Origin of the sequence: Clostridium sp. CCUG 7971 (assembly GCF_017590215.1) — a bacterium.
In the GTDB taxonomy this organism is placed as follows: Bacteria; Bacillota; Clostridia; order Peptostreptococcales; family Peptostreptococcaceae; genus Faecalimicrobium.
In genome coordinates, this window is sequence record NZ_JAFFPK010000127.1 from 1 (window position 1) to 26,602 (window position 26,602).

A 26,602-nucleotide genomic window follows, 5' to 3' on the forward strand; every position below is an offset into this window, starting at 1 on the left:
AAAATATAACTATATTGGTTAGTGATAGTACAAAGATATTTTTGGATAAGACAAATTTTGATAAGTTTATAAAGCTTAAAGGAAGTATTAAGGTCATAAATAAAGTTAATCTAATTGGGTTAAGTATAAACCCAACATCAATAGAAGGATATAGCTTTGATGATAAATATTTTATAGATAGTATACAAAGAAAAATTAATATAAAAGTATTTAATATTATGAATCTTTAAAGATTAATACTATATAATCCAAACTGCTAAACTTGAGCAACGGACGCAGTCGTTTGAGCCACGTGTGGGCGAACTACTTGAGCGACATGAGTGAAGCGAATTTTTTATAAACAAGAAGGTGATTATATTAAGTCATTTATAATAAACGAAGTAAATACAATTACACCATATGGAGAAAAAGAAAAAGCTAATATAAAAATATATAAAAAAGAAAATATTGATAAATTAGTAAAAGAACTTAATTATATAGAAAATATGATTAAGAGCTTAAAAGAAAATGATAAGGTGTATGACGATATACAATATGAATTTTGCAAAACTAAAAATATAATAAATACTATAAAAAGGCTAGAGAAAAAAAATACATTAGATGAAATAGAACTGTTTGAAATAAAGAACTTTGCTATAAATTCTAATAAAATAATAAAAAACTATTTAAAGTTAAATATTGATATAGACTATATAAACTTCAAAGACTTAGATAAAGTTGTAAAGTTATTAGACCCAGATGAATTAAATTTAACCACATTTCAAATATATAGTGCATATAGTAAAAAACTATTACACATTAGGCAAAATAAGCTAAATATTGAAAAGAAGATATTTAGTGAATCTAATAAAGATACTGTAGATAAATTAAAAGTAGAAAGACTAGAAATTGTTGTAGAAGAAGAACAAGAAGAACTTAGAATAAGAAAAGCTCTAAGTGAAAAGTTGTATAACTATTTAAACGATATAAATGAAAATATAAAATCTATAGGTAAGTTAGATTTACTTATTGCAAAAGTAAAATTAGCACTTAAATATGAAGCTGTAAAACCTAGTATAAATAATGAAAATAAAATTTTCTTTAAAGAGCTTATAAATCCAAATCTTCAAACACTTTTAGACTCACAAAATAAAAAATATATTCCAATAAGCATAGACATAGATAAAAAAATAACCATAATAAGCGGTGCGAATATGGGTGGTAAAAGTGTAAGTATGAAAACTATAGCACTTAATTTATACTTATTTCAATGTGGATTTTACGTATTTGCTAAAGAAGCTAATTTATGTGTATTAGACTTTATATACATAATAAGCGATGATATGCAAGATATAAATAAAGGTTTAAGTACATTTGGTGCAGAGATTATAAAATTAAAAGAAATAACAAAGCTTATGAAATTAAAAGATGGGTTTGTAGCATTAGATGAATTTGCAAGAGGGACTAACCCAATAGAAGGTAGGTTACTTTTAAAAGGAATATGTGAATATTTTAAAAAGTACAATTCAATAAGCTTAATATCTACGCATCTAGATGATATAAATATAGATGATGTCAGCTATTACCAGGTAATAGGTCTTAAAAACGTAGATTTTGATGGTTTAAAACGTCAAATAGATTTAAAAATCAAAACAGGCAAAAGTTCAAATGGTGTACAAATACTTCAAGAGTATATGGATTACAGATTAGAAAAAGTAACCAAAGAAACTAAAGTTCCAAAAGATGCTATTAACATATGTAAATTGTTGGGACTGGATAATGAAATAGTAAATATAATTGACAAACTAAGTAAATAGAGGTTGAGGGGGATTAATATGAGTAAAGTAAATTTAGATTTTAGTATAGTTGAAAAAGCTCGTGAATCAGCAAAAAATATAGTGTTAGATACACAAGAATTCATAGATAAGCACACTACAGTAAGTGTTGAGAGAACTATACTTAGATTACTTGGTGTTGATGGTGTAGATGAGTTTGGTGTCCCACTTCCAAATGTAGTTGTAGATAGTATAAAAAATTCAAATAACGGCTCTTTAGGTATGGGAGCTTCTTATTACATAGGTAATGCTATGATAAACACAGGCCTTACGCCACAAGAAATAGCACAAAAGGTGTCACAAGGAGAATTAGATTTATGTTCACTTAAAGAACATGATATATTTGATGTTAAACTTAAAATAAATGAAATAGCTGTTGAGAGCACAAAACAAATAAAAGAAAATAGAAACAAAAGAGAAGAATTCTTAAATGAATATGGAGATAAAAGTGGTCCTTATATATATTTAATAGTTGCAACAGGAAATATATATGAAGATATAACTCAAGCAGTAGCTGCAGCTAAACAAGGTGCAGATATAATAGCAGTTATAAGAACAACAGGACAAAGTTTACTTGATTATGTTCCATATGGAGCTACTACTGATGGATTTGGTGGAACATATGCAACAGGTGAAAACTTTAGATTAATGAGAGAAGCACTTGATAAAGTTGGTAAAGAACTTGGAAGATACATAAGACTTTGCAACTACTGTTCAGGATTATGTATGCCAGAAATAGCAGCACTTGGAGCACAAAATAGATTAGATGTTATGTTAAATGATGCTTTATATGGAATATTATTTAGAGATATAAATATGAAAAGAACAATGATAGATCAATACTTCTCAAGAATAATAAATGGATTTGCTGGAGTTATAATAAACACTGGTGAAGATAACTACTTAACAACAGCAGATGCAGTAGAAGAAGCACATACTGTACTTGCATCTCAATTTATAAATGAACAATTTGCATTAGTTGCAGGTTTACCTGAAGAGCAAATGGGACTTGGTCATGCTTTTGAAATAAGCCCTGATGTTGAAAATGGATTCTTATATGAATTAGCTCAAGCTCAAATGGCTAGAGAGATATTCCCAAAAGCACCTCTTAAATATATGCCACCAACTAAGTTTATGACAGGTGATATATTTAAAGGTCAAGTACAAGATGCACTATTTAATATGGTAACTATAATGACAGGCCAAAAGTTGCACTTATTAGGAATGCTTACAGAAGCAATACACACTCCATTTATATCAGATAGAGCAGTTTCAATAGATAATGCACAATATATATTTAGTACTATGAAAGATTTAGGAAGTGAAATAGAGTTTAAAAAAGATGGAATAATGTGTAATAGAGTTAATGAGGTTTTAAATAATGCATACGATTTAATTTCTCAAATAGAAAAAGATGGATTATTCAAAACATTAGAACAAGGTAAGTTTGCAGGGATAAAAAGACCAATAGATGGTGGAAAAGGTCTTGATGGAGTTGTTATAAAAGAAGCTATGTATTTTAACCCATTTGTAGATTTAATGCTGGACAAAGAACTAGTAGCACGAAAAGAGTTAGCGTTAGGAGGTAACTGTTAATGAGCGGACTATATTCTATGGAAGCTAAGGAATACGATCAAAATCTTGATTTAAAAAACGTAAAGCCTTATGGAGATACATTAAATGATTCTAAAGTACAAGTAAGCTTTACATTACCTGTAAAAGATGATGAAAAAGGTATAGAAGCTGCAAAACTTACAGCTAAAAATATGGGGCTTGGTGATATAAATGTGGCACATCACAAAGCACTTGATAGTGAATTTACCTTCTATGTTGCATATGGAAGTTTAGAAAAAGGCGTAAACTACGAAGATATACATGTAGAAGTAGCACAAGAAGATACTATGGATAAGTATGAAATAGAAGAATATATAAAAGAAAATATAAAAAGAGATGTAGTAGTAGTAGGTGCAAGTACAGGAACTGATGCACATACAGTTGGAATAGATGCAATAATGAATATGAAGGGTTATGCAGGAAACTATGGATTAGAAAGATACGAAGGAATAGAAGCTTACAATTTAGGAAGCCAGGTTCCAAATGAAGAATTTATAAAAAAAGCAGTAGAACTTAAAGCAGACGTATTATTAGTTTCTCAGACTGTAACACAAAAGAATATTCATATAGAAAACCTAACTAATTTAGTAGAACTATTAGAAGCTGAAGGATTACGTGATAAAGTAGTACTTTTATGTGGGGGACCAAGAATAAGTCATGAACTTGCAAAAGAATTAGGTTATGATGCAGGATTTGGACCAGGTAAATTTGCTCAAGATGTAGGAAGTTTCTTTGTAGAAGAGTTAGTAAATAGAAATTTAGTATAATAAAAAAAGGATTATATTAAGGGGGCCTATTCCGTCGTGGATAATTTAGTTGGATTGTTGAAGTTTTCACCAGTATTTTTATTAGCAGGTTTAATGATGTCAGGTATGGATTGTTTAATGGCAGCACCAATAGCTACAATATATGCATTTGTTGTAGCTTCAATAACAGATAAGTTGAAGTTTAATGATTTAGTTGATTGTGCAGTTGATAATGTAAAACATTTAAATTTAGTTTTCTTTATACTAATGCTTGCTTATGCTATGGCAGAAGCATTTATGGCTACAGGGGTTGGAGCTTCAATAGTTAATATAGCACTTTCCCTAGGTGTAACAGGTAAAACTGTTGCAGTAGTTGCATTTATAGTTACTGGTATACTTTCAGTAGCTACAGGAACTTCATGGGGAACTTTTGCAGCATGTGCTCCAATATTTTTATGGTTAAACCATATGGTTGGAGGAAATATATTATTAACAACTGCATCAATAGCTGGAGGAGCTTGCTTTGGAGATAATATAGGACTTATATCAGATACAACAGTTGTAAGTTCTGGTATACAGGGTGTTGAGGTAATAGATAGAATTAAATCTCAAGGACCATGGTCTTTAGTATGTCTAGTAATATCAATAATAATCATATATGCATTAGGTATATCAATGAAATTGCCATCAGAAACAGCAAACGCTGCACTAGCGATAAATCAAATACCTGCTAAAGTAATGGCTGATTTAGAAGTTGCAAGACCATCAGCAGTAGAGCTTTTAAATCAGGTGAAAACAGGAGTACCATATTATATGGCAATACCACTAATATTAGTTTTAGCAGTAGCTATTAAAGGATTACCTACACTTGTATGTTTAGGTGTTGGTATAGTATCATCATTAATATTTGGATCTTTTGCAGGAACTGTAGGCTCTTTAGATGGTTTCTTAAAGTTAATGATGAATGGATTTAAAGATGCAGGTTCTTGGGTTATAGTAATGATGATGTGGGTAGGAGCATTCGGTGGAGTAATGTCTAAAATGAAGGCTTTTGAACCATTATCAAAATTAGTTATGTACCTTGCGAGAAGTGTAAAGCAGCTAATGTTTATGAATGGCTTATTATGTCTAGTAGGAAATGCTGCACTTGCAGATGAAATGGCTCAAATTGTTACAGTAGGGCCTGTAACTAAAGAATTAGTAGAAAATAATGTAGATGGTAGTGAAGAAGATTTATACCAACTGCGTTTAAGAAATGCTACTTTTTCTAGTTCCCTAGGAGTGTTTGGTTCTCAATTAATACCATGGCATGTTTATATAGGGTTCTACTTAGGAATATTAACAGCAGTGTATCCACTACATAAATTTGTAGCCATTGATATAATGAAATATAATGTTATGGCATTTGTTACAGTTGGATCTATACTTATATTAACATTAACTGGGCTTGATAAGTTTATTCCTAAGTTTGGTTTACCAAGTGAGCCAAATGTTAGATTAAATAAAAATCCAAGAGAAGAACAAGAAGCTTTATCATAGCAGTCATACATGGCACTTGAATAAAAGTAATAATTAAAGTATGAAAGTAAGATGAAAATAGACTTTAGGGTAGATTTAATTATGAGTTTACCTTAGAGTCTATTTTAGTTTTTATTAATGTATAAATTTAAAGGAAATATGTATTATGGAAATTAAGATATATTTAAAATTAATACTAATAAAGGAAATCTACTTACAAATACAGAACTTAATATAGGTCATATTGAGACGACTACTATTTTCCTGGAAATATTTCTATATATAAAAGGTTGTAAAGTTATAATTAATAAAATAAGGAGGATTAATAGTGAAAAAATTTCTATCTATGATAATGGTAGTAATTATGTTTGTAATGCTAATTGGTTGCAGTGGTACTAATGAAGAATCTCAATTATCAACCAAAGAAAAAGCAGAAGATTTTGAATATATGTATGAAGTTATTAAAGAAGGATATCCATTCTTAGAAGTAAATAAGCGATTAAATAATGAAGATTGGTTGGCTAATAAAGATAAGTATTTAGAAAAAATAAAAAATACTACAAATGATGACGAATTTGTAAATGTAATGACTGAAATAGTAATGGAGTTAAATAATGGTCATACTCATATTATTAATGACAGAGATACCTATAACTTTGTCAAAAGTGTGTACAGTCAAGCAAACTGGTATGATTTTTTAGATAATGAAGAAGTAATAAATAGATATAAATCTACAGATTCGACAGAAAAAAGTACAAAAAGTCCTATTATTAAAAAAAATGTAACTGTAAAAGATGTTATAGAAGGTAAAATAGGGTATATGCATTTACCACAAATGTATATGGTATCTGAAGGTATTACAAAAGAGGATATTGAAAAGGATATGAAGATAATAGATGATTACATTAACACATTAGAAAATCATCAAGCATTAATTATAGATATAAGAGGTAACACTGGTGGAAGTGATACATATTGGACTAACATAGTTTCGAAAGTTACACCAAAATATATTGAGCGAAAAGGGTATTTAGCTTTTAAAACTGAAAGTGACATTATGAGAAACTACGTTAATAAGAAGGGGATTGAACTTAAACCTATAGAAAATTTGCCTAAAGAGGTATTAAATAATGCACCAAAAGAAGTATTGACTAAATTTAGTGAATTTCATGAATCTATATTAGGGATAAAATCAAACAAAACATCTAAATTTAAAGGTAATATATATCTTTTAGTTGATAAAAGTGTATATTCTTCCTCAGAATCTTTTTCTATATTTTGCAAAGATACGGGATTTGCAACACTTATAGGTGAAACAACTGGAGGAGATGGAGGTGGAATAGATCCTGTGTTATTTAACTTAAAAAATAGTGGGATAATAGTAAGAATGTCTAGTGACATGTATTTAACAGAAAAAGGTATATGTAATGAAGAATTTAAAACTACTCCAGACTATGAGGTTGAGGGAGCTAGTAGGACTGAGAAATTTGAAGATGATAAATGTATTCAAAAAGTTTTAAAATTAGAAAATATTAACTAATTGCATTTATATAAGTACTATAATAAAGGTAAAGGAGAAGTTTTATGAGTTTTGAAGTTGTAGATGGGTTAAGGACTATTAACCTAGACATGATAGCAACTGTGACTTTGGCATCCTTAATGTTATTATTTGGAAACGTTCTTAAAAAGAAAATTACAATTCTAGAAAAGTTCTGTATACCGGGACCAGTAATTGGAGGACTTTTAGTAGCAATTATAGTATTAATTCTAAAAACTAGCAATATCTTAAATATATCTATGGATACGACTCTTCAATCGCCATTTATGATAACGTTTTTTACAACGATTGGATTAGGAGCAAGTTTTGCATTAGTTAAAAAAGGAGGTAAACTACTTATAGTTTATTGGTTATTGTGTGGTGTTTTATCAGTATCACAAAACTTAATAGGAGTGATAGGAGCAAAATTAACAGGAATAGATCCTTTAATAGGGGTAATGTGTGGAGCTGTATCTATGGAAGGAGGACATGGAGCAGCAGCATCTTTTGGTGCAACAGTAGAATCTTTAGGAGTTACTGGTGCAGCAACTATAGGTATGGCAGCTGCAACTTTTGGAGTAGTATGTGGTGGACTTATAGGTGGCCCAATATCAAGATACTTAATAGATAAAAATAAATTAAAACCTACAGAAGATATAACTTCTAAAGATAATGGTAATTTAGTTGGAGGGGGAGCATCAGCAGAAGAAGTTGCTGGTATAAAAATTAGTGAATCTTTCAACTCAAATACAATGATTATGCAAATTACAGTTATACTATCATGTATGACAATAGGAACGGTAGTTAGTTTATGGTTTACTAATATAACTGATGTTGTTCTTCCAGGATACGTTGGAGCAATGTTTATAGCAGTAATATTTAGAAATCTAAATGATAAGTTAAAGCTCGTAAATTTAGATTTATATTGCGTAGATATAATAAGCAATGTATGCTTAGCAATATTTTTAACAATGGCGCTTATGACTATGAAGCTATGGGAACTAGCAGACTTAGCAGGACCAATGATTATTATAGTTGTGGCTCAAGTTGCATTTATAGCTTTATTTGGTGCATTTGTTGTATTTAGATTATTAGGTAAAAACTTTGATGCAGCAATAATGGTTGCAGGATTTTTAGGTCATGGTTTAGGTGCTACACCAAATGCATTGGCTAATATAAATTCAGTAACATCGAGATATGGAAATTCTACAAAAGCAATGTTAATAGTTCCATTAGTAGGTGCATTTTTAATAGATTTAGTAGCGATACCTACTATAGTAACATTTATAAATTTCTTTAGCTAATACTTAAGCATGTTTATATAATAAATAGCCATTCGTATATTAAAATATGAATGGCTATAATTTTAGGAGAGTTAATAATGGGAAATGAGATAAAAGTAATAAGAAAAGGTGAATATAAAACAAGCACATGGTCTGGAGGAACTACTACTCAGTTATACATATACCCAGAAGAATCACAGTATAATAAGAGGAACTTTTTATTTAGAATAAGTTCAGCAAAGGTAGAAGTAGAAGAGTCAGTATTTACACATTTACCTGGTATAAATAGAGAAATAATGATTATAGATGGAGAGTTAGAATTAGAACATGAAGGTCATCATAATACTAAGCTAAGTAGATTTGATAAAGACCGATTTAGTGGGGATTGGACTACTAGAAGCTATGGAAAAGTAACGGATTTTAATCTTATGATGAATAATGGTTGTGATGGGAGTTTAGAACATATTGAGATTAAAAGAAGGAGTAGAAAGAATAATAAATTATATAAAGATGAAAAGTGCGATAAAGTAGCCAATGTTTTATATTGTGTAAATGGTAGCGTAGTTATAGAACTAGAAGAAAATACTGTTTTATATGAGGGAGATTTATTTGTATTTATCACGGATACAAATATTAATAAAGATAGTATAAGTATTTTTAATGGATCGAATGAAGATTCAAATATAATTATTAGTAGAGTATATTTTTAGTTAGAATTTAATAGCGTTGCAAGTTAAATGAGAAATGAATGACAATAATAAAGAAGATTAGACTTTGTTAACAATTTTAATATAATACGAATTAATTATAAAATGACTGATACCATTTCATATATAGTAGCGGTCATTTTTACTATTTGTATTTAGAAACCAAATAATTTAACATAGTCTTATAATTTTAAAAATGAAGGGGAGCAATAAGTATGAAGAAGAATGTATTTGGGAATTTTATTCCAATGATAACTATATTAGTAATAGTTATTCTAGGGTTTGTTTTGGGATTTAAGGGATTGTTTATAGTTGGAATAGTAGGGATTATACCAATATCTTTTTTTATAGAGGGAGTAATGTGTTCGAGAAAAAATATAGGATGGGTAATTCCATTGATTGTATCACTTATTGCATTTTTTATTGTAATTATAGTATTTATGAATGATTCTGCAAATGTATATTTAAAATATTATGCAATATCATATATTTTAGGCTATGTACTTGAGAAGTTGATTTCAGTATTAAAAAATAAAATTAAATAAAGTTAAAAATAGCTAGATATGACTTTGATTGCAATAACTCTAGCTATTTTTATAACTTATTTATCATATAATTATTGTTTATTCTACTTATAGTCAGAGTGTAAATTATCGGGTATTTGCTTTAGATTAATCTCTTTAGATTTATCTAAAACTAAATAGTACGATTATACAATATACTACCCACGTTAGTACCATTGCCAATTTATTTATTTTAAATATCTTTTCACTAATATCATATTTGACTAAATAATTTACAATGCTTGGCACAATAAATTTAAATACAATAGTCATGGGTATTACTAAGTATACTAACATAATAAACCAAAAGTTATCAAGTAAGTTAGGTAAACTCTTGTTTAAACTAGCAGTAATATAAAAAAGTGAAAAAAATACACTAATATATGGAGATATTAGATTATTGTATTTATCATACCTTATAAAATACTTCAAAAAATAGTCTTTATGTGAAGGAATAGTTATATTATCTAAAATATATTCTCTACTCTTAAAATCAGAATTATCACTATACATATAAACTTTTACTAAGTACATAAGCATATTTTCTTTACTATTATCTACATTTGATAGCTCTAGCTTAGGTATTTTTTTAGAAATTGTTTCAATTCTAAATGCTTTTTCTGCTAGTACTTCCTCTAGTTTACTTTCTATTGTAGATTTTACATCTTTCTTAGAACTATTTATATCAATAATAAAGCTATTATCGTAATAAAGTATATCATTATAGTCATTTTCGACTACTATCCCTATAGTGTTTGTATTCATAATTCCCCTCCGATATAATTTATCCCCTACGTAGCACTTTATCATTTATAGTGCAATAAAATATACTATTTTGTAACAACTTGCTAACTAAATGTTAACACAATATTATGCAAAAAGGGAATAAAAAATTCGATCTCTTGAAAAGTTACTATTATTAAAATAAATTTAAATATAAGAGAGAATGAAAAGTTTATATTTATACAAATAAAATTATTCTCAAAAAATTAATCTAATGATATACTAGGAATACTGACAATGAAAAATAATTATAAGATTCATGGAGGATTTTATGAGTAATAATTTAGCGAAATCAGCATTTTGGCTTATGGTAGTTACTATGCTATCTAAAATATTAGGATTTACTAGAGATATAGTCCTAATGTATTTTTATGGGACGGGTGCACAAAGTGATATATATGTAACAGCTATGAATATACCGGTCGTGGTGTTTGCTGCTGTTGGGGTTGCACTTTCTACTACATTTATACCGCTTTATCAAGAAGCACTTGAAAATGGTGGACAAAAAAGAGCTCAAATATTTGCAAATAATATATTATGTATAGTTAGTATAATAAGTATACTTTTAAGTATATTTGGTTATATATTTGCAGAGCCTATAGTAAAATTATTTGCTATTAGCTTTACTGGTGAAAAGTTAGCAATGACTGTTGAGTTTGTAAGGATAATAATAGTTGGTGTTTTATTTATAGGCCTTAGCAATATTATGACTGCTTACTTACAAATACAAGGAAACTTCACTATACCTGGTATGGTGCAACTTCCAAATAATATTATAATAATTATATCTATGGTAATTGGTGGTATTACAGGTAAATTCTATATACTAGCAGTAGGAGCCCTTATAGGTATGGCTTCACAATTTTTATTCCAAGTACCTTTTGCTATAAAGCGTGGATACAAGTTTAAACCTGTAGTTAATTTTAAAGACAAGTATTTTAAAAAGATGATATGGCTAATACTTCCTGTCTTAATAGGTGTTGCTGTAAATCAAGTCAATGCTATGGTAGATAGAAGTTTAGCTTCAAGCTTAGGTGATGGGGTTATAGCTGCACTAAACAGTGCGAATAAGCTTAATTTCTTTGTTTTAGGACTATTTATAACTAGTATAGGTTCTGTTATATATCCTACACTTGCAAAATTATCTACTAATAATGATAAAAGAAAGTTTGCAGATGCAGTATCAACTAGTGTAAACTGCGTAAGTTTAATAATACTTCCTATAACTGTTGGAGCTATAGTACTTGCTACTCCTATAGTTAGAATATTATTTGAAAGAGGGGCTTTTGATGATAAGTCTACTCAAATGACTGCAATTGCCCTTATATGTTACTCTGTTGGTATGATTGCTTATGGCCTTAGAGATATACTAAGCAAAGTGTACTATTCATTAAAGGATACTAAAACACCTATGATAAATGGGATAATTGCAGTGGGTGCTAACATATTCTTTGATGTTACATTAATGAAAGTATTTGGTATTGGTGGACTAGCACTTGCTACTAGTTTATCTTCTATAATAGGTATATTATTATTATTTAGAGGATTAAAGAAAAAGATGGAGTATTATGGACAAGATCGAATAATTAGAACTTTTATAAAGTCTTTAATAGCTTCTATAGTAATGGGTGTTATAACATACTTTATGTATAAGTTATCAAGTAATATATTAGGAGTTGGATTTATTCAAGACGTTATAGCTACTGGTATATCTGTGTTAGTAGGTGCAGTTGTTTATGGTATACTTATTAGTAAGTTTAAGGTTAGAGAATTTAAGATGCTTAAAAATATGGTTATGAAAAAATTAAAAAGAGCGTAATGAAAAAAGAGATCTGCTATAGATCTCTTTTTATATTTAGGTGATATGAGGATGTGATAATAATAAATTAAAATTCTTTTCGCTTATATATAGAAAGAGAGATAAAATAAGAAAATATAAGCATTATCGCACTAATAACAATCCAACCTACTCTATAAATCATATTTGCATTGTTTAAATTAATCAAGTATGGTGTTAAAATTACACTTCCACCATTAAATAAAAACAACATAATTCCCGTGGAAGTAAGTAGGAGTGTATTTACTTTATCTGCTCCGAATTTTAATACTAATGGATATAAAAGTGCTGGAACTAAAAGAGAATATGTAACTCCAAAACTGTATCCATAGCCAACTTTTTCAAGATTCATTGGTTGAGCTGAAATAACAGATAATAATACTACAGTAAGTGTAGTAAACAAAACTCCTATAATAGAAAAAATTATGAAAGAAATATATCTTGCCATTGTAATATAACGTATTTTTACTGGTAAAGTTCTTTCATATTTACTCCAGTTTGAAGTGTTATCCTTTTGAAGGGCAGTTCCAGCCAAACCTGTAAAATTTATTATTTGTCCAACTATCAATATTGTTAAAATAGTATCATTGTTAGTGATTTTCTCTGCTCCAATTATGACTGCAAAATTTACAACAATGCAAAAAGCTATATTCCATTTTAAAGCACTTCCAACTGAATAAAAATTATTTCTTATTAAACCCTTCATTTTATTTGTTCTCCTTTTGTAATAAGTGGTAAAATTTCATCAATACTTGTTACATCTATAGTAATATTTGGATATTTTTTTGAAAAACTAACTTTATCTGAAATTAAAGCCTCAATCTGCAAGCCTCTTTGTCTGTAAGAAATATATTCAGATTTTTGAAGTTTATCAAAATCATTTCGTTTCATACGGGCAATACCATACTTATAAATTAAAGCATCTTTGCTTTCTGTTAAAATAATTTTACCATTATCAATAACCGCAATATAATCAGCAATTTTTTCAAGGTCACTGGATATATGAGATGATATTAAAATAGAGTTATTCTCATCTTCCACAAAATCTAAAAATGTATCTAAAATTTCTTCTCTTACAACTGGGTCAAGACCTGCTGTAGCTTCATCTAAAATTAGAAAACGTGCTTTATGAGAAAGAGCAATACTGATTGAAAATTTCATAGTCATACCACGAGAAAATGTTTTTATCTTTTTATCACTCGGAATTTTGAATTTTTCAAGATAAGAAAAAAATAAATCTTTATCCCAATTTGTATAGATATCCGACAAAATCTTTTCCATATTCTTCGCCGTTAAATCTTGGTTAAAATTAACGGTATCAAATACAACACCAATGTCTTCTTTAATAGAAATAGCATCATCAGTCATATCGTAACCGAAAAATTTTACTATTCCAGTATCCTTTTTAATAATATTTAAAATTGCATTGATTGTACTACTTTTTCCAGCACCATTTTTTCCAACAAACCCCAAAATAGAGCCTTTAGGGATGTTAAAAGTAACATTATCTAATTTGAAATTAGTATTTTCATAAACCTTACAAAGTTTTTCAACTTTTAAAGCGTAATCCATTTATTAATCCTCCTCATAGAATATTTTAAGTAGTTCTGTTATTTTTTCTAACTTAATACCGTTGGTGCGAGCAATGTCAGCTGCTATCATCAAATGCTCTTCAACTTGTTTTTGCTGCTCTTCTTGTATAAAATCTTTATTCTGAGCAGCTACAAAGCTTCCTCTTCCAACGGTGGTTTCAATAAAACCATCTCGTGTTAAGTCTTCATAAGCCTTTTGAACTGTGATTACACTAACATGAATTGTTTTAGCAAGTGAGCGCATAGAAGGGATTGGATCACCTGTTTTTAACTCTCCACTCATAATCATAGCTTTCATTTGTGATGTTATTTGTTCGTATATTGGCTTATTTGTATTACTACTGATTATAATTTCCACATGGCATCTCCTTTTGTTATATAATGTACTTATTGTATAAGTACATTATAGGTAATTAATACCATGTAGTCAAGAGATAAAAATAGCAGACTATATTTCAAGTCTGTCAAAAGTATATAAACACTTGGTATTTCATCGCTTTGCAAATAGAACTGTATTTCTGTAATCTCATCAATACCAAGGTGAGCTGATTGGAGTTTTGTTTAGTGAACAGTTAGGCAGTTACCTTATAAATTCCAATTTGTAGAGTAAATTTGGTGAACAATATTAATATGTTATAATTAAGTTTTTGTAATATTTTTTAAAACTTACTCTTGATAATGCTGAATATCTAAAATAGTTATGAGTATATTAAGAGGTTATAAAGTTATATGTAAAAAACTTTTTACATTTTTATATAAGAAGGGGAGATTTATATGAACATTTTTATAATATTATTTTTTGGAGTTTTAGTAGTGATGGGAATATCAATAGCAATGATGCTAACTTCACTATCTAAGCAAGGTGATGAAAGACGTGATTTTATTATAAACAAAGCAATAAAGGGAACTTTCATTATTCTTGTAGGAATATTAATGATATCAGTTTTTGAATCGGCTTATATTTCATTAGTAAAAGATACGAGTGTAAAGGGAATTAATCCATTTATATTATTATCAATAACATCAATTGTATTTGCCCTGGAATTACTGTTTACAAAAAAGAAATTTGGAGACTAAGCATGAAAAATAGAATAAACGAACTTAGAAAAAATTCAAAAATATCTCAAGATGAACTTGCTAAATTATGCAATGTTTCAAGGCAGACTATCAATGCAATTGAAAACAATAAATATGACCCAACTTTATCTCTAGCATTTGAATTAGCGAAGAATTTAAGTGTAACAGTAGATGAATTATTCATATACAATAGTTAGTATTTATAATGTAGAGGTTTATAACCTCTACATTATTTTTGTTATTTACTACAAGAAAGTCTAACATAGACTATATTTATCTAAATAGCAAAATCTACCCTTTTAAAATGTATATTTATTTGAGTAACATGTTGGCTAAATACTTTTATTTCTTTTTTTCTTTTGTTCATCTAAAGCTAAAAGCATACCCATTCTCATTGCTTTAAGCATCCCATCGATTGCTTCCTTTGCAGCTGGCTCTCCATCAAACACTACACGTCTTTGTATAAATTGATTTTCAGCTTCTTTAACTATAGCTTCAAATTCTATTTCAGATTTATCATCTAAACTATTATTTTCAACTTCCATTTCATCACTAATGCCTAATAAGTAGTCAGTAGAAACTTCTAGAGCTTTTGCAAGTTGTGTAAGAGCAGCAGCTTTTGGTTCTCTTATATCATTTTCATATCTAGATAGACTACCTTCTGTTATATTGGCTTTTATAGCTAATTCTTTTTGATTCATATTCATATGACGTCTAGCTTTAGATATTCTATATCCTATGGTATCCAATTTAAACACTCCTTTTCTAACTATTTTGTATTGTTAATAACAACGTTTTATATATTTAATAAACTTTATTTTAAAAATATTTTTTGTAACAATTTGGTAATTAAATGGTAACACGATATTACAAAAAAGGAAATAAAATTATAAAAAAGGTAATAAAAAAGCTTGAAAAGTTGCTCCTATTGAAATAAATTGCAAAATGGGTAATTGACAATGGAATAATATAGTAATACTATGTAATTGTAAAAGTGGTAAGAAAAAATAAGTAGAAATAAATAAAAAACACTTAAGGGGGAAGATAATGGGACTTAGACTACTAAAATCTAAAAGAGTTTTAAAAGGGCTTACACAAGAAGCTATAGCAGCTAAAATAGGGATAAATACTAAAAGTTACAATATGAAGGAAAATGGTAAAAATAAATTTTCTATAGAGGAAGTAGCAAGAATTAGTGAGTACTTAGATCTTAACCTAGAAGAAGTTAATGATATATTTTTAAATATAAGGAAATTATAATTTCCATCTACTAAATTTAAAACTATTCGCCAACACGTTGCTTAAGCAACGGACGCAGTCGTTGGCTACATGAAGAGTAGTGCCCACGCAGTGGTTTAAGCGAAGCGAATTTTGCAAATAAAGTTACCAAAGAGCAATTTTAAAAGGGGGGAATAATGTGGGAGGCTTACAAATTTTTAATAATAGTGAGTTTGGAGAATTAAGCGTGGTTGTCAAAGACAATAAAGAGTATATAGAAGCTATACCAGTTGCACAAATTTTAGGATACTCAAATCCTAGAGCTGCAATAATAAGTCACTGTAAAAAAGAGGGGGTAATTTTTTACGACGTAGGGGTAGTTACTGGTAAAAAATGTGATTTAACTAATGCAATTCAATATGTAAGTAAAAAATTTATAGATGAAGGCAATTTATATAGACTTATCATAAAATCAAAGCTACCAAGTGCTAGAAAATTTGAAAAATGGATAATGGAAGAAGTTATCCCTAGTATAAGAAATCATGGAGCATATTTAAATGATGATGTAATAAGCAAAACCCTAGAAAATCCAGATTTTATAATTCAGTTAGCAACTAAATTAAAAGTAGAAAAAGAATCAAAACTTATAGCATTAAAAAGAGCAGAAAGCTTAGAAAATATTATAACTTTAGATAGACCGTATACAAACTTTGGAAAAGCTATAGCACAATCTAGTGATTCAATAACTATAGGTCAGTTTGCTAAGGTACTAAATAATAACGACATACTTATTGGAAGAAACAGATTATTTAGTTGGCTTAGAGACAATGGATACCTTATAAAAAATGGAAAAGATAAAAATATTCCAAAGCAAGTTTATGTAGAACAAGGACTGTTTAAGGTTTCAGAAAGTATAGTTAAAACTTCAGAAGGGGAAATAATCTCAGCTACAACACTTATAACAGGTAAAGGGCAACTATATTTCCTAGGAAAATTTGAATGTTAATATAATAGTTTAATTAAGATACAGGGGGAAAACAAATGAGAAAATATTTAGATTCATATATAGCCTATGAAACTAATAATATGAGTAAAGATGAGTGGTTAGAAAAAAGAAAATGCGGAATAGGTGGAAGTGATGCAGCAAGTGTGCTAGGTCTTAGTCCTTATAAAAGCTCAATGAGTGTATATATGGATAAGATTGCTCAAAATTACTACGCTGATAAAGAAGATATAAATGAAGAGGTAAATTATAGGATGGAGCTTGGAAATAAGTTAGAAAACTTTGTAGCTAGTGAATTTACTTTAAAGACAGGTAAGAAGGTAAGAAATATTAACGGGATACTTAAAAATGATAAATATACTTTTGCAATAGCTAATATAGATAGAGCAGTTATAGGAGAGAAAGCTTTTTTAGAGTGCAAAGTTACTAATACCTATTCTAAAAAATTATGGCAAAAAGAAGTTCCTATCCACTATCAAATACAATGTCATCATTATATGGCAGTAACTGGAGCTACTCATTGTTATGTAGCAGTACTTATTGGTAATGAGGAATTTGTAATTCATAAATTAGATAGAGATAAAGATCTTATAAATCAAATTATGGATTTGGAAAAAATGTTTTGGGACAAGTGTGTGATTGGTGGAGAACTACCAACTCCTGATGGAAGTGATGATTATGGGGAAGTACTTCAATATTTATATAAAGATAGTATAGATGAAGAGCTTATATTATTTGAAAAAGAAGAATTATTAAATAGATATGATGAAGTTTGTGGACTTATAAAAGATTTAGATAGTGAGAAAAAGACAATAGAACAATATCTTAAGTTACAAATGAAAGATTATGAAATAGCGTATTTGGGAGATAGAAAAATTACTTGGAAAAAGCAAACTAGAAGTAGTTTAGATAGTAAAAGATTAAAAAAAGAACACCCAGAAATAGCAGACAAGTATATGAAGACTACCACATCAAGAGTGTTTAGAATATAGGGGGATATACAAATGAGTAAATTAAAAGATACATTAAAAAATAAAGAAGATAAAGGAAGTAATATAGCTATAAATAAAGCTTACGCTATGAAACAACTTATGATAAAAATGAAAGGGGAAATAGAACAAGCACTTCCTAGTCAATTAAGTAGTGAAAGATTTCAAAAAGTTTCTTTAACTGCTTTTAATTCAAATCAAAAACTTCAAAATTGTGATCCAATGACTTTTATTGCATCTATGATGCAAAGTGCTCAACTTGGTCTTGAACCAAACACACCTCTTGGCCTTTCATATTTAATACCATATAAAGTAGATGGAGTCTGTAAAGTACAGTTTCAAATTGGATATAAAGGACTGCTTGAACTTGCACATAGAAGTGGAAAACTAAAAACCTTGTATGCACATGAAGTTAGAGAAAATGATGAATTTGATATAGATTATGGGCTAGAACAAAAGTTAATTCATAAGCCTCTTTTAAAAGGAGACAGAGGAAAAGTTATTGGATATTATGCAGTTTATCATTTAGAGCCAAGTGGATATAATTTTGTTTTTATGACTTATGATGAAGTTAAAAATCATGGTAAGAAGTATTCTAAAAGCTTTGATAGTGAGATATGGGAAAAAGAGTTTGATTCTATGGCTAAAAAGACTGTTATTAAAAAACTTCTTAAATATGCACCACTAAGTATTGAAATGCAAAAGGCTGTTGCATTTGATGAAAGTGTGAAAGATGTTATTGATAGTGATATGTTGTTAGTTGATAGTGTAGATACGCTTGACGTTAATATATAAGTCTTCCTCCAGGCTAACGCATTGTCGGTGTGACTTATATATTAACATCTTCGCTAGGTTACTACGAGCAACTTAGATTTAGGATTATATATAATGTCGGTTCGACTTATATATTCGTGTCTGCGCTAGTATATTATAAATACTCACTATAGATTTCAACTAAATGGGCAGAAAATTTGAAAGGGGAAAAGATAAATGGCAGTTTATAGGCATATACACATAGATTATTGGCAGGATGGTTTTGTACTTGATTTAACTCCTGAAGAGAAATACTTTTATATTTATCTTATGACAAATAGTAAGACTAGCCAGTGTGGCATATATGAGTTACCTAAAAGGATTATAGAAACTGAAACTGGATATAATCGTGAGACTGTAGAAAAGCTTATATGTAGATTTGAAGAATATAAAAAGATTGTTTATTTTGAAGATACTAAAGAACTATTTTTAAAGAATTGGATAAAGCATAATAAGGTTGTAAGTCCTAAAGTTAAAAAGTGTATAGAAAAAGAGTTACTGAACGTTAAGAGTAGAAAACTTATTGAATTATTTTTAAATGAGTGCAATAGATATGGATACAGTATAGATACTAATAATTTAAAATTAAATACCACTATTGATAGTGTATCTATACCCGTAGCCTATGATGAACACAAACTAGATAACCACTATGGGGAAAAAGAAAAACAAAAAGAAGAAGAAAAAGAAAAATATAAAGAAAAACAAAAACTTGTTAACTGTAATTTAGATAGTGAAACTAATTTAGGCAGTAAAGATTTAGATAATAAGCATGTAAGTAATATAAGTAAGTTTAAAACTTTATATGAACAAAATGTAGGACTTATAAATCCTATTGTTGGGCAGTGGTTATTTGAAGTGTGTGAAAGTATAGATTATGAACTTTTTAAAAGAGCAATAGAGATTGCAACTGATAAAGGCAAGTGCAATAAGGGATATATAAACGGAATTTTAAAACAATGGAGTGATAACAATATAAAGTCTATTAATGATTTAAAAGCTTACGAGATAACGTTAAAAAATAGGGGAGATAACTATGGAAAGTATAAATGTGAGTCTTCAAAATCTAAATATGCCAGAGCATTTGAAAAAGAGGATGAAGGAATTTATAGAAGACCAACAGATGAAGAAATCGAATCTGTTAGAAGAGAAAGGGAGTCAATTAGAGGTAGAGAGTGAGTATAGATGTGATAAGTGTAGAGATTTGACTTTTATAATAGATGATGGAGTTGCAATTCCTTGTGAATGTAGGGCTATAAGAGAAGCTTGTAATATTCTTAAAAAGAGTGGTATAAGTGAAGAGTTTAGGAATAAGACTTTTGATAATTTTGATTATGCTTGTGATGTTCAAACTTTTGATGCTTATAGAGTTGCTACTAAGTATGTTAATGATTTTGATTGTATAGAAAAAAGCAGGAATAATTCTATAATGTTTGTTGGACAAGTTGGGTCTGGTAAGACCCACTTGTCTTTGGCTATAGCTAATGAGCTTATGGATAGTGGTGTTGGGGTTTTATATATGGGGTATAGGGATGTTATTGTTAGGATTAAGCAAAATATTATGGATGAGGTTTATTATCATAAGGTTATGAACAGGTATAAAAATGCTAGGGTTCTACTTATTGATGATTTGCTTAAGGGTAGTGTGAGTGGTAGTGATATTAATATTATTTTTGAGCTTGTTAATCATAGGTATTTTAATAGTTTGCCTGTTATTGTTAGTAGTGAGAAGGGTTTTGAGGAGTTGATTGAGATTGATGAGGCTATTGGTAGTAGGTTAGTTGAGATGTGTAAAGGTTATAGGGTTGAGATTAGGGGGAAGAGGCTGAATTATAGAATATATGGTAGGTGAGTATTTTTTACTTATTATAATATAATTTGAGACCTACAGAAACAAGTTATTTAATGAAATTGAATTTAATAATATAAAAAATAGACCATTTAGAGAATTAAGAGAAAGTTTAATTCCTAAACCTATTAGTGGTGAAATTAGAGTTTAAGTTCAGAGATAAAATGAAAAAATAGTATAGTAAATTATTTAAAAGATTTACTAGGCTTTTTTGAGTTTAAGCTTTTTATAATTAACGATGTATTTTATAATATATTTAGAATGGAGGGGAATATATTGGCATCGTATGAACTTGGAGGCAGAGCAGATAAGCTAGGAAATAGGTATGAATCAAGATGGGTTGTAAATAGAATGATCGACATAGTTAAAGAGGAGATTGATTCAATTATACTAGAAGCCATAGGAGATGAAGAAGAAGGGGTAGATGTAATAATTGTTAATAAGGATGGTTCTAAAGAATATCATCAATGTAAAGGGCGAAATGCAAGTAAAGAGAAATGGACTATTGCAGACTTAAATAGTAAAAATATTTTAGAAAACTCTAAAAAACATTTAGATAGAAGTTGTGATGCAAAGTTTATACTAGTTTCTCCTATACCATGTATGATGTTACATAGTTTACATGAAAGAGCATTAAATTCCAATATTTGTAGTGATGATTTTTATGAGTATCAGATAAAAAATTCTGGTAAAGAATCAAGAAACTCTTTTGAGGATTATTGTAGATATATGAAATTGAATACCACTGACGAGGGTGATATAAAAAAAGCGAAAGATTATCTAAGTAGAACGGATGCTTATATTGTTGCAGATGATTTAAATGGAAAGAAGAATATTTTAGATAAAATAGAATTATACTTCATAGGTAATTCTGAAATTATATATAATCTATTAGCTAACTATGTTATAGAAGAAGATTTGTTAGGTCATAGGGTTACAAGTAATATGATAATTAAATATCTTCAAAGTAAAGGAATATTATTACGTAATTTATCTTTGGATAACCGAATTATGCCTAGAATAAATGAATTAAATCAAGAATTTATAGACTCACTAAGTCTTATAAATAATAAATTTATTGAAAGAAAAGAAGTAGAGGAAATTTTATATGAAATAGAAAATGGAAACTCAGTAGTTATTCATGGCAAAGCTGGATATGGGAAAAGTGGATGTGTATATAATTTATTAAATAGACTTAAATCTAAAAATATTGGAGTATTAGCTTTAAAAATGGATAGGAGAATACCTAAGGATAATGCCAAAAAATATGGTGAGAGCTTAGATTTACCTGCATCACCAATACATTGTATCCATGAACTTTATAAATATGAAAAAGCGGTAATTATTTTTGATCAATTAGATGCAATAAGATGGACAAATGCTCATTCTAGCACATCTATTGAAGTTTGTAAGGAAATGATAAGGCAAGTACAACAATTAAATATAGAAAGAGAAAACAATATATCTATTGTATTTGTTTGTAGAACTTATGATTATGAAAATGATAAGTCTATAAAATCTCTATTTAAGTCTGAAAATGAAGTTGATACTAAAAAAGGAATGAAATGGAGAAACATAAAAATACATGAACTAGATGAATCTGATGTAGAAAAAGTTGTTGGAAATTTATATAATAACTTTTTGAAAAGGATGAAAGAAATATTAAAAGTTCCAAATAACCTATATATTTGGTCACAGTTAGATGATAACAGTAAACTAAATAAAATTAGTTCTTCCAATGAGTTGATAAGATTATGGGAAGAACAACTTATAATAAAATTTGAGAGCCAAGGGTATTCGAGCCAAGATTTAAAGAACGTAATAGAAAAAATGGTAAAGCTAATCGAGCAACATGGTAGATTAGAAGTACATAAAAGACTTATTACTAATCAATCGCCTAATGCTGTAAGTTATTTAAAATCAGAAGGATTGATTAATGATAACAATGATAAAATCTCATTTGTACACCAGAGCTTTTTTGATTATTTTTTAGTTGAAAAAATGTTAGATAAAGTGGAGATACCAAAGGATATAATAGGAGTTATAGGAGATAAAAGAAAACAAACACCAATGAAAAGATACCAAATACAAATGCTACTTCAAATAATACAGGAAGCTGATTTTGATTTGTTTGTAAAATTAGGATATCAAATACTTGATAGTGATGAAATTAGATTTTTTATGAAGTATTTATATTTGGAAGTACTTAGTCAAAGTAGTAGTGTTACCAGATCTTTAGAGGATTTGTTAAATAAATATATTAACGATGACAAATACAAAAATGATTTTATAGATACGGTATTTATGAACCATGATGTTTTTGTACTATATTTAATTAAAAATAATACAATAAACTTATGGCTTGATGGCAGTATGGATGATATTCAACTTGCAGTTTCGCTTTTAAAATCTGTGAATTTTAAAATACAAGATGAGATAGCTAAAGTAATTACTCCTTATATTTTAAAAAATCCTGAATTAGATATGATTTTGTATAACTGCATGTGTGATGAGATTTATCTTGACTCTGAAAATATGTTTTCAATAAGAATGAAACTAATCCAATCTAGCTCAAAGCTTTTAGAAAGATATTTCTTTTTCAATGAATTGTTTAAAAAAAACCTAAGCGTGCTTTATTAATATTAAAGGAAATAACCACTTACTCACATAAGAAAAAGAGAAGCGATATATACAGGGGCATTGATGAATTTTTGCTGAAATAGATGAAATAGATACAGTCGATGGCAAGTTAACTTGTGAAATATTACTACCACTAGTACCCAAAGAAAATGAATATTACTCTGAGAATCTATATGGATGGAAAGTTAGTTATAATGATTTACAAAATCCAGCAAGAGCGTGTATTTATCTATTAAAAAAAGCTATGAAAGATATAATAGAAAAAGATGTAGATATATTTTTAGAAATACTAGAGTATTATAAAAATTTTAGTTCAATTTTAATTAATGAGATATTACTAGAATCATCTTTTGAATTACCAGAACAATATGCGAATAATATTATTAGCTGGATATGTGTTAATGAAGGGATACACTTACTAAATAGATCTGGAGAAAATAAAGATGAACTTTACCATACTAAACAAATAATAAGTAAATTTAGTCCATATTGTTCAGAAGATGAATTTATAAAATTAGAAGGCTTCATATATAATTACCGCGACAAAGATGATGTTGATACACTTAAGCGTAGAATAGACACTAATTCAAAAGGAAATGAATATCATGTATATTGGCATTATTGGGGAGAAATTCAGTATAGTTTATTACCATATATTTGCAAAGAAAAGTTGTCTATTAAGTCAAAAAACTTAATTCCAGTTTTAGAGAGAAGATTCAAAAATGTATATTTGAGACATCAAAAAAGTGAAAGTCATGGAGGTTTTGTTTCATCAACAATCTCTCCTAAGGCACATTTATTTAGTGATAAGACTTGGGTTAAGATAATTGCGAATAAGAATGTAGAAAAAAGAAGAAACTCTAAATGGATTGAAACAAAAGGTGGATTCTATGAAAGTACTGTTGATCAATTTGCAAGTACATTTGGTAAAGTAGCTGAAAAGAATCCAACTAGATTTGCCAAACTAGCACTAAGCCTACCAGATAATACTGATATTTTATACATTAATCAAGTATTTAAATTAATAGGATTAAATGAGTGTCCAAACATTGATGTTAAAGAAAGTAATTGGGAGCCTATTACTATTGAAACTTCAGAATTAATCATAAATAAATTTGAATATGCTCTTAGCGACTCATATTGTGCAAAGACATTATGTACTTCTATCAAAAATAGAAGTAAGGAGAACTGGAGTATTAGCATATTAGAGAAAATATCAAAATTAGCAATAGAACATCCTCACCCTGGTGAAAATGAAATTATTGTATGGAATGAAGATGATAAAGAGATGAAAACATTTAATATGTTATGGTCAAGCTCTATTAATTGTGTAAGAGGAAGTGCTGCAGAAACAATAGGCAGTATTTTATGGGAACGAAAAGAACTATTAAAAATGTTTAGAAGTGCAGTAAATTCTTTAGTAGTAGACAAAAATCCATCTGTTAGATTGTCAGCAATTAATTGTTTATCTCCTATATACAATATAGATAGAACCATGTCTGAGAACCTAACTATGAGTGTATTAAATAACGACTTTAGAATTGCTACACATCCATATAGTAGGCAATTAGTATATTTAATGTATAAAAGATATAAAGATGAACTAAATAATATAATTGAAAAAATGTTTTTCTCGGAAGATAAAGATGTATGTAAAGAAGGTGCATATTTTATAGCGAATTTCTATATACGTTACGGCGAGCTAAGAAATTTATTATATAGTAAAAGTAAATTAAACGATAGTCAGAAATATAGTATTATTTTATGTGCAATAAATTTATTTGATATAGAAGAGTACAAAGATAAATGCAATGAAATATTAACCTTATTTCTAGATGAAGATAATGAGAATGGAGATTTGTATAATCGTTTGTTTTGGGACAAAAAAATAGATATTATCAGAGATAAAGATTTATTACATAAAATGTTAAAACAGAAGGTATCTAAAAAGGTTATTAATTACTTTATTAAGTATCTAGAAGACTCTGATAAAGGAGTTCTAGAGTTTTCAGAAGTAGTTTTTGAACTATGCAAGTCTATTATTGTAAATTTAAAAAAACAATCTAGCACTTTGGAATATAAGTTATATGGAGTTGAAGGTAGTATTTCAAATTTACTTATGTCTTTGTATGAAAAATCAATAGGAACAGATGAAGTAAATGAGAAGTGCTTAGATATATTAGATTTGATGTTTGAGAATGGTATTGGAAATTTAAGAAGAAAATTGAGTGATGCTATAATAGATTATTAATTCCAAAATCTGAGAGTTACACAAGCATATAATATATTAATAAAAACGTGCCACGAAATTAAAATTTTATAATACACTCTAAATTTAGTAAAATCAATGCTTTGATTAATTATAAAAAACTTATTATAATTGTTTAAAGGAAATTGGGATACTTAGTAAATCTAAAGAAGGAAGATATAATCTATATTCTATTAATATTATCAAATAAAGCTAGTCAAATGATTAGCTTTTAATTTTGTTAAAAATTAAGTATTATATAATATAAATTTATAACCTAGGAGGGAATTACGTTTACGGAAGAAAGCATAGAAAATATAGTCATAGAATACCTAAATGACATCAGAGATGTAGGTTATTTCATACTTATTATATTTTTAGATAATTCATTAATACTATCAGATAGAATTTGAAGCTTACCTTCGATCCTAACAAGTAAATACATGCTAAGAGATATAGGAAAGCCTACAGAAGCTATCATTGTTTGAATTTCTGAATCATCATATACACAACCTTTCAATAATTTCTTAATATTATAAAAAGACTATGCTAGAAAAGTTGGAAGTTTCAAAGCATAGTCTTTATTAGTTTAGCCTATAACTAAGTCATAAGGAGTAGTATCAGTAACAACTACTTTAGCTTCTAAAACTGATACTAAATCCAATCCATTTGGAGCGAATATATTTTTAGCAAGTACTAATTCCATAACTGATTTTATTTCTTCTTCAGTTATATCATCTCTAGGATCTTCTACAGATAAAGAGATTTTTT

Annotated in this window: 26 protein-coding genes and 1 pseudogene; 20 read left to right on the forward strand and 7 right to left on the reverse strand. The window is 28.4% G+C overall.

Annotation, left to right across the window (positions count from 1 at the left end; translation table 11 throughout):
* From JWF52_RS15255 to JWF52_RS15295, 9 genes and pseudogenes are all read left to right on the forward strand, one after another.
* Positions 1-230: pseudogene (locus JWF52_RS15255) on the forward strand (lysine 5,6-aminomutase reactivase subunit KamB); the annotation flags it as partial.
* Between the two features lie 90 nt (positions 231-320).
* Positions 321-1,796 (forward strand): lysine 5,6-aminomutase reactivase ATPase KamC, encoded by a 1,476-nt coding sequence (kamC, locus tag JWF52_RS15260; protein WP_208334390.1) that lies wholly within the window; start codon positions 321-323, stop codon positions 1,794-1,796.
* Positions 1,797-1,814: 18 nt separating this feature from the next.
* Positions 1,815-3,410, forward strand: coding sequence for a lysine 5,6-aminomutase subunit alpha (kamD, locus tag JWF52_RS15265; protein ID WP_208334391.1), 1,596 nt, complete (start codon positions 1,815-1,817; stop codon positions 3,408-3,410).
* Positions 3,410-4,195, forward strand: coding sequence for a lysine 5,6-aminomutase subunit beta (gene kamE, locus JWF52_RS15270; protein WP_208334392.1), 786 nt, complete (start codon positions 3,410-3,412; stop codon positions 4,193-4,195). Before kamD ends, kamE begins: the two co-directional genes overlap by 1 nt.
* Positions 4,196-4,231: 36 nt before the next feature.
* Positions 4,232-5,713: a Na+/H+ antiporter NhaC family protein gene (locus tag JWF52_RS15275; protein WP_208334393.1), complete on the forward strand. Its 1,482-nt coding sequence runs from the start codon at positions 4,232-4,234 to the stop codon at positions 5,711-5,713.
* 307 nt (positions 5,714-6,020) lie between these two features.
* Positions 6,021-7,232 (forward strand): S41 family peptidase, encoded by a 1,212-nt coding sequence (locus JWF52_RS15280; RefSeq protein ID WP_208334394.1) that lies wholly within the window; start codon positions 6,021-6,023, stop codon positions 7,230-7,232.
* Positions 7,233-7,276: 44 nt separating this feature from the next.
* Positions 7,277-8,533, forward strand: a complete 1,257-nt coding sequence (gltS, locus tag JWF52_RS15285) for a sodium/glutamate symporter (RefSeq protein WP_208334395.1) — start codon at positions 7,277-7,279, stop codon at positions 8,531-8,533.
* 77 nt (positions 8,534-8,610) lie between these two features.
* Positions 8,611-9,222, forward strand: a complete 612-nt coding sequence (locus JWF52_RS15290) for a HutD family protein (RefSeq protein WP_208334396.1) — start codon at positions 8,611-8,613, stop codon at positions 9,220-9,222.
* A gap of 212 nt (positions 9,223-9,434) precedes the next feature.
* The gene (locus JWF52_RS15295; RefSeq protein ID WP_208334397.1) at positions 9,435-9,764 is read left to right on the forward strand and encodes a hypothetical protein; all 330 of its coding nucleotides are present in this window, start codon (positions 9,435-9,437) and stop codon (positions 9,762-9,764) included.
* A gap of 141 nt (positions 9,765-9,905) precedes the next feature.
* Here JWF52_RS15295 and JWF52_RS15300 read toward each other — a convergent pair whose 3' ends face one another.
* The gene (locus JWF52_RS15300) at positions 9,906-10,547 is read right to left on the reverse strand and encodes a hypothetical protein (RefSeq protein WP_208334398.1); all 642 of its coding nucleotides are present in this window, start codon (positions 10,545-10,547) and stop codon (positions 9,906-9,908) included.
* 289 nt (positions 10,548-10,836) lie between these two features.
* Here JWF52_RS15300 and murJ point away from each other — a divergent pair, with 289 nt between their 5' ends.
* A complete protein-coding gene (gene murJ / locus JWF52_RS15305; protein WP_208334399.1) occupies positions 10,837-12,384 on the forward strand; it encodes a murein biosynthesis integral membrane protein MurJ in 1,548 nt (515 codons plus the stop codon).
* A 67-nt stretch (positions 12,385-12,451) separates the two neighbouring features.
* Here the strand turns inward: murJ and JWF52_RS15310 are convergent, their stop codons facing one another.
* The 3 genes from JWF52_RS15310 to JWF52_RS15320 are packed head-to-tail and all read right to left on the reverse strand — an operon-like array spanning position 12,452 to position 14,352.
* Complete coding sequence (locus JWF52_RS15310; protein ID WP_208334400.1) at positions 12,452-13,108, reverse strand: ABC-2 transporter permease; 657 nt, start codon at positions 13,106-13,108, stop codon at positions 12,452-12,454.
* Positions 13,105-13,974, reverse strand: coding sequence for an ABC transporter ATP-binding protein (locus tag JWF52_RS15315; RefSeq protein ID WP_208334401.1), 870 nt, complete (start codon positions 13,972-13,974; stop codon positions 13,105-13,107). The genes JWF52_RS15310 and JWF52_RS15315 overlap by 4 nt, the downstream gene beginning before the upstream one ends.
* 3 nt (positions 13,975-13,977) lie before the next feature.
* Complete coding sequence (locus JWF52_RS15320; RefSeq protein WP_208334402.1) at positions 13,978-14,352, reverse strand: GntR family transcriptional regulator; 375 nt, start codon at positions 14,350-14,352, stop codon at positions 13,978-13,980.
* Positions 14,353-14,768: 416 nt separating this feature from the next.
* Between JWF52_RS15320 and JWF52_RS15325 the strand changes: the two genes are divergently transcribed.
* Both JWF52_RS15325 and JWF52_RS15330 read left to right on the forward strand, forming a co-directional pair.
* Complete coding sequence (locus tag JWF52_RS15325) at positions 14,769-15,071, forward strand: hypothetical protein (protein ID WP_208334403.1); 303 nt, start codon at positions 14,769-14,771, stop codon at positions 15,069-15,071.
* A gap of 2 nt (positions 15,072-15,073) precedes the next feature.
* Positions 15,074-15,268, forward strand: coding sequence for a helix-turn-helix transcriptional regulator (locus JWF52_RS15330; protein WP_208334404.1), 195 nt, complete (start codon positions 15,074-15,076; stop codon positions 15,266-15,268).
* 135 nt (positions 15,269-15,403) lie between these two features.
* On the opposite strand, the gene JWF52_RS15335 is transcribed toward JWF52_RS15330, so the two are convergent.
* The gene (locus JWF52_RS15335) at positions 15,404-15,820 is read right to left on the reverse strand and encodes a helix-turn-helix domain-containing protein (RefSeq protein ID WP_208334405.1); all 417 of its coding nucleotides are present in this window, start codon (positions 15,818-15,820) and stop codon (positions 15,404-15,406) included.
* A gap of 298 nt (positions 15,821-16,118) precedes the next feature.
* Between JWF52_RS15335 and JWF52_RS15340 the strand changes: the two genes are divergently transcribed.
* From JWF52_RS15340 to JWF52_RS15375, 8 genes are all read left to right on the forward strand, one after another.
* On the forward strand, positions 16,119-16,331 hold the full coding sequence (locus JWF52_RS15340) for a helix-turn-helix transcriptional regulator (RefSeq protein ID WP_208334406.1): 213 nt from the start codon (positions 16,119-16,121) through the stop codon (positions 16,329-16,331).
* A gap of 157 nt (positions 16,332-16,488) precedes the next feature.
* The gene (locus JWF52_RS19770; RefSeq protein WP_208334407.1) at positions 16,489-17,295 is read left to right on the forward strand and encodes a phage antirepressor KilAC domain-containing protein; all 807 of its coding nucleotides are present in this window, start codon (positions 16,489-16,491) and stop codon (positions 17,293-17,295) included.
* Between the two features lie 35 nt (positions 17,296-17,330).
* Positions 17,331-18,284: a YqaJ viral recombinase family nuclease gene (locus JWF52_RS15350; protein WP_208334408.1), complete on the forward strand. Its 954-nt coding sequence runs from the start codon at positions 17,331-17,333 to the stop codon at positions 18,282-18,284.
* 12 nt (positions 18,285-18,296) lie between these two features.
* Positions 18,297-19,076: a recombinase RecT gene (locus tag JWF52_RS15355; protein WP_208334409.1), complete on the forward strand. Its 780-nt coding sequence runs from the start codon at positions 18,297-18,299 to the stop codon at positions 19,074-19,076.
* Positions 19,077-19,271: 195 nt separating this feature from the next.
* Positions 19,272-20,273 carry a DnaD domain protein gene (locus JWF52_RS15360; RefSeq protein ID WP_208334410.1) on the forward strand — a complete coding sequence of 334 codons (1,002 nt, stop codon included), beginning with the start codon at positions 19,272-19,274 and terminating at the stop codon, positions 20,271-20,273.
* Positions 20,274-20,298: 25 nt separating this feature from the next.
* Complete coding sequence (locus JWF52_RS15365; protein ID WP_286184214.1) at positions 20,299-20,946, forward strand: ATP-binding protein; 648 nt, start codon at positions 20,299-20,301, stop codon at positions 20,944-20,946.
* 273 nt (positions 20,947-21,219) lie between these two features.
* A complete protein-coding gene (locus tag JWF52_RS15370) occupies positions 21,220-23,583 on the forward strand; it encodes a hypothetical protein (protein WP_208334412.1) in 2,364 nt (787 codons plus the stop codon).
* A gap of 244 nt (positions 23,584-23,827) precedes the next feature.
* Positions 23,828-25,834, forward strand: a complete 2,007-nt coding sequence (locus JWF52_RS15375) for a hypothetical protein (RefSeq protein ID WP_208334413.1) — start codon at positions 23,828-23,830, stop codon at positions 25,832-25,834.
* Positions 25,835-26,186: 352 nt separating this feature from the next.
* Here the strand turns inward: JWF52_RS15375 and JWF52_RS15380 are convergent, their stop codons facing one another.
* A complete protein-coding gene (locus JWF52_RS15380) occupies positions 26,187-26,312 on the reverse strand; it encodes a YvrJ family protein (protein WP_208334414.1) in 126 nt (41 codons plus the stop codon).
* A 108-nt stretch (positions 26,313-26,420) separates the two neighbouring features.
* Positions 26,421-26,602, reverse strand: a 182-nt coding sequence (locus JWF52_RS15385) for a DUF2922 domain-containing protein (protein WP_286184215.1), incomplete at its 5' end; no start/stop codon positions are given.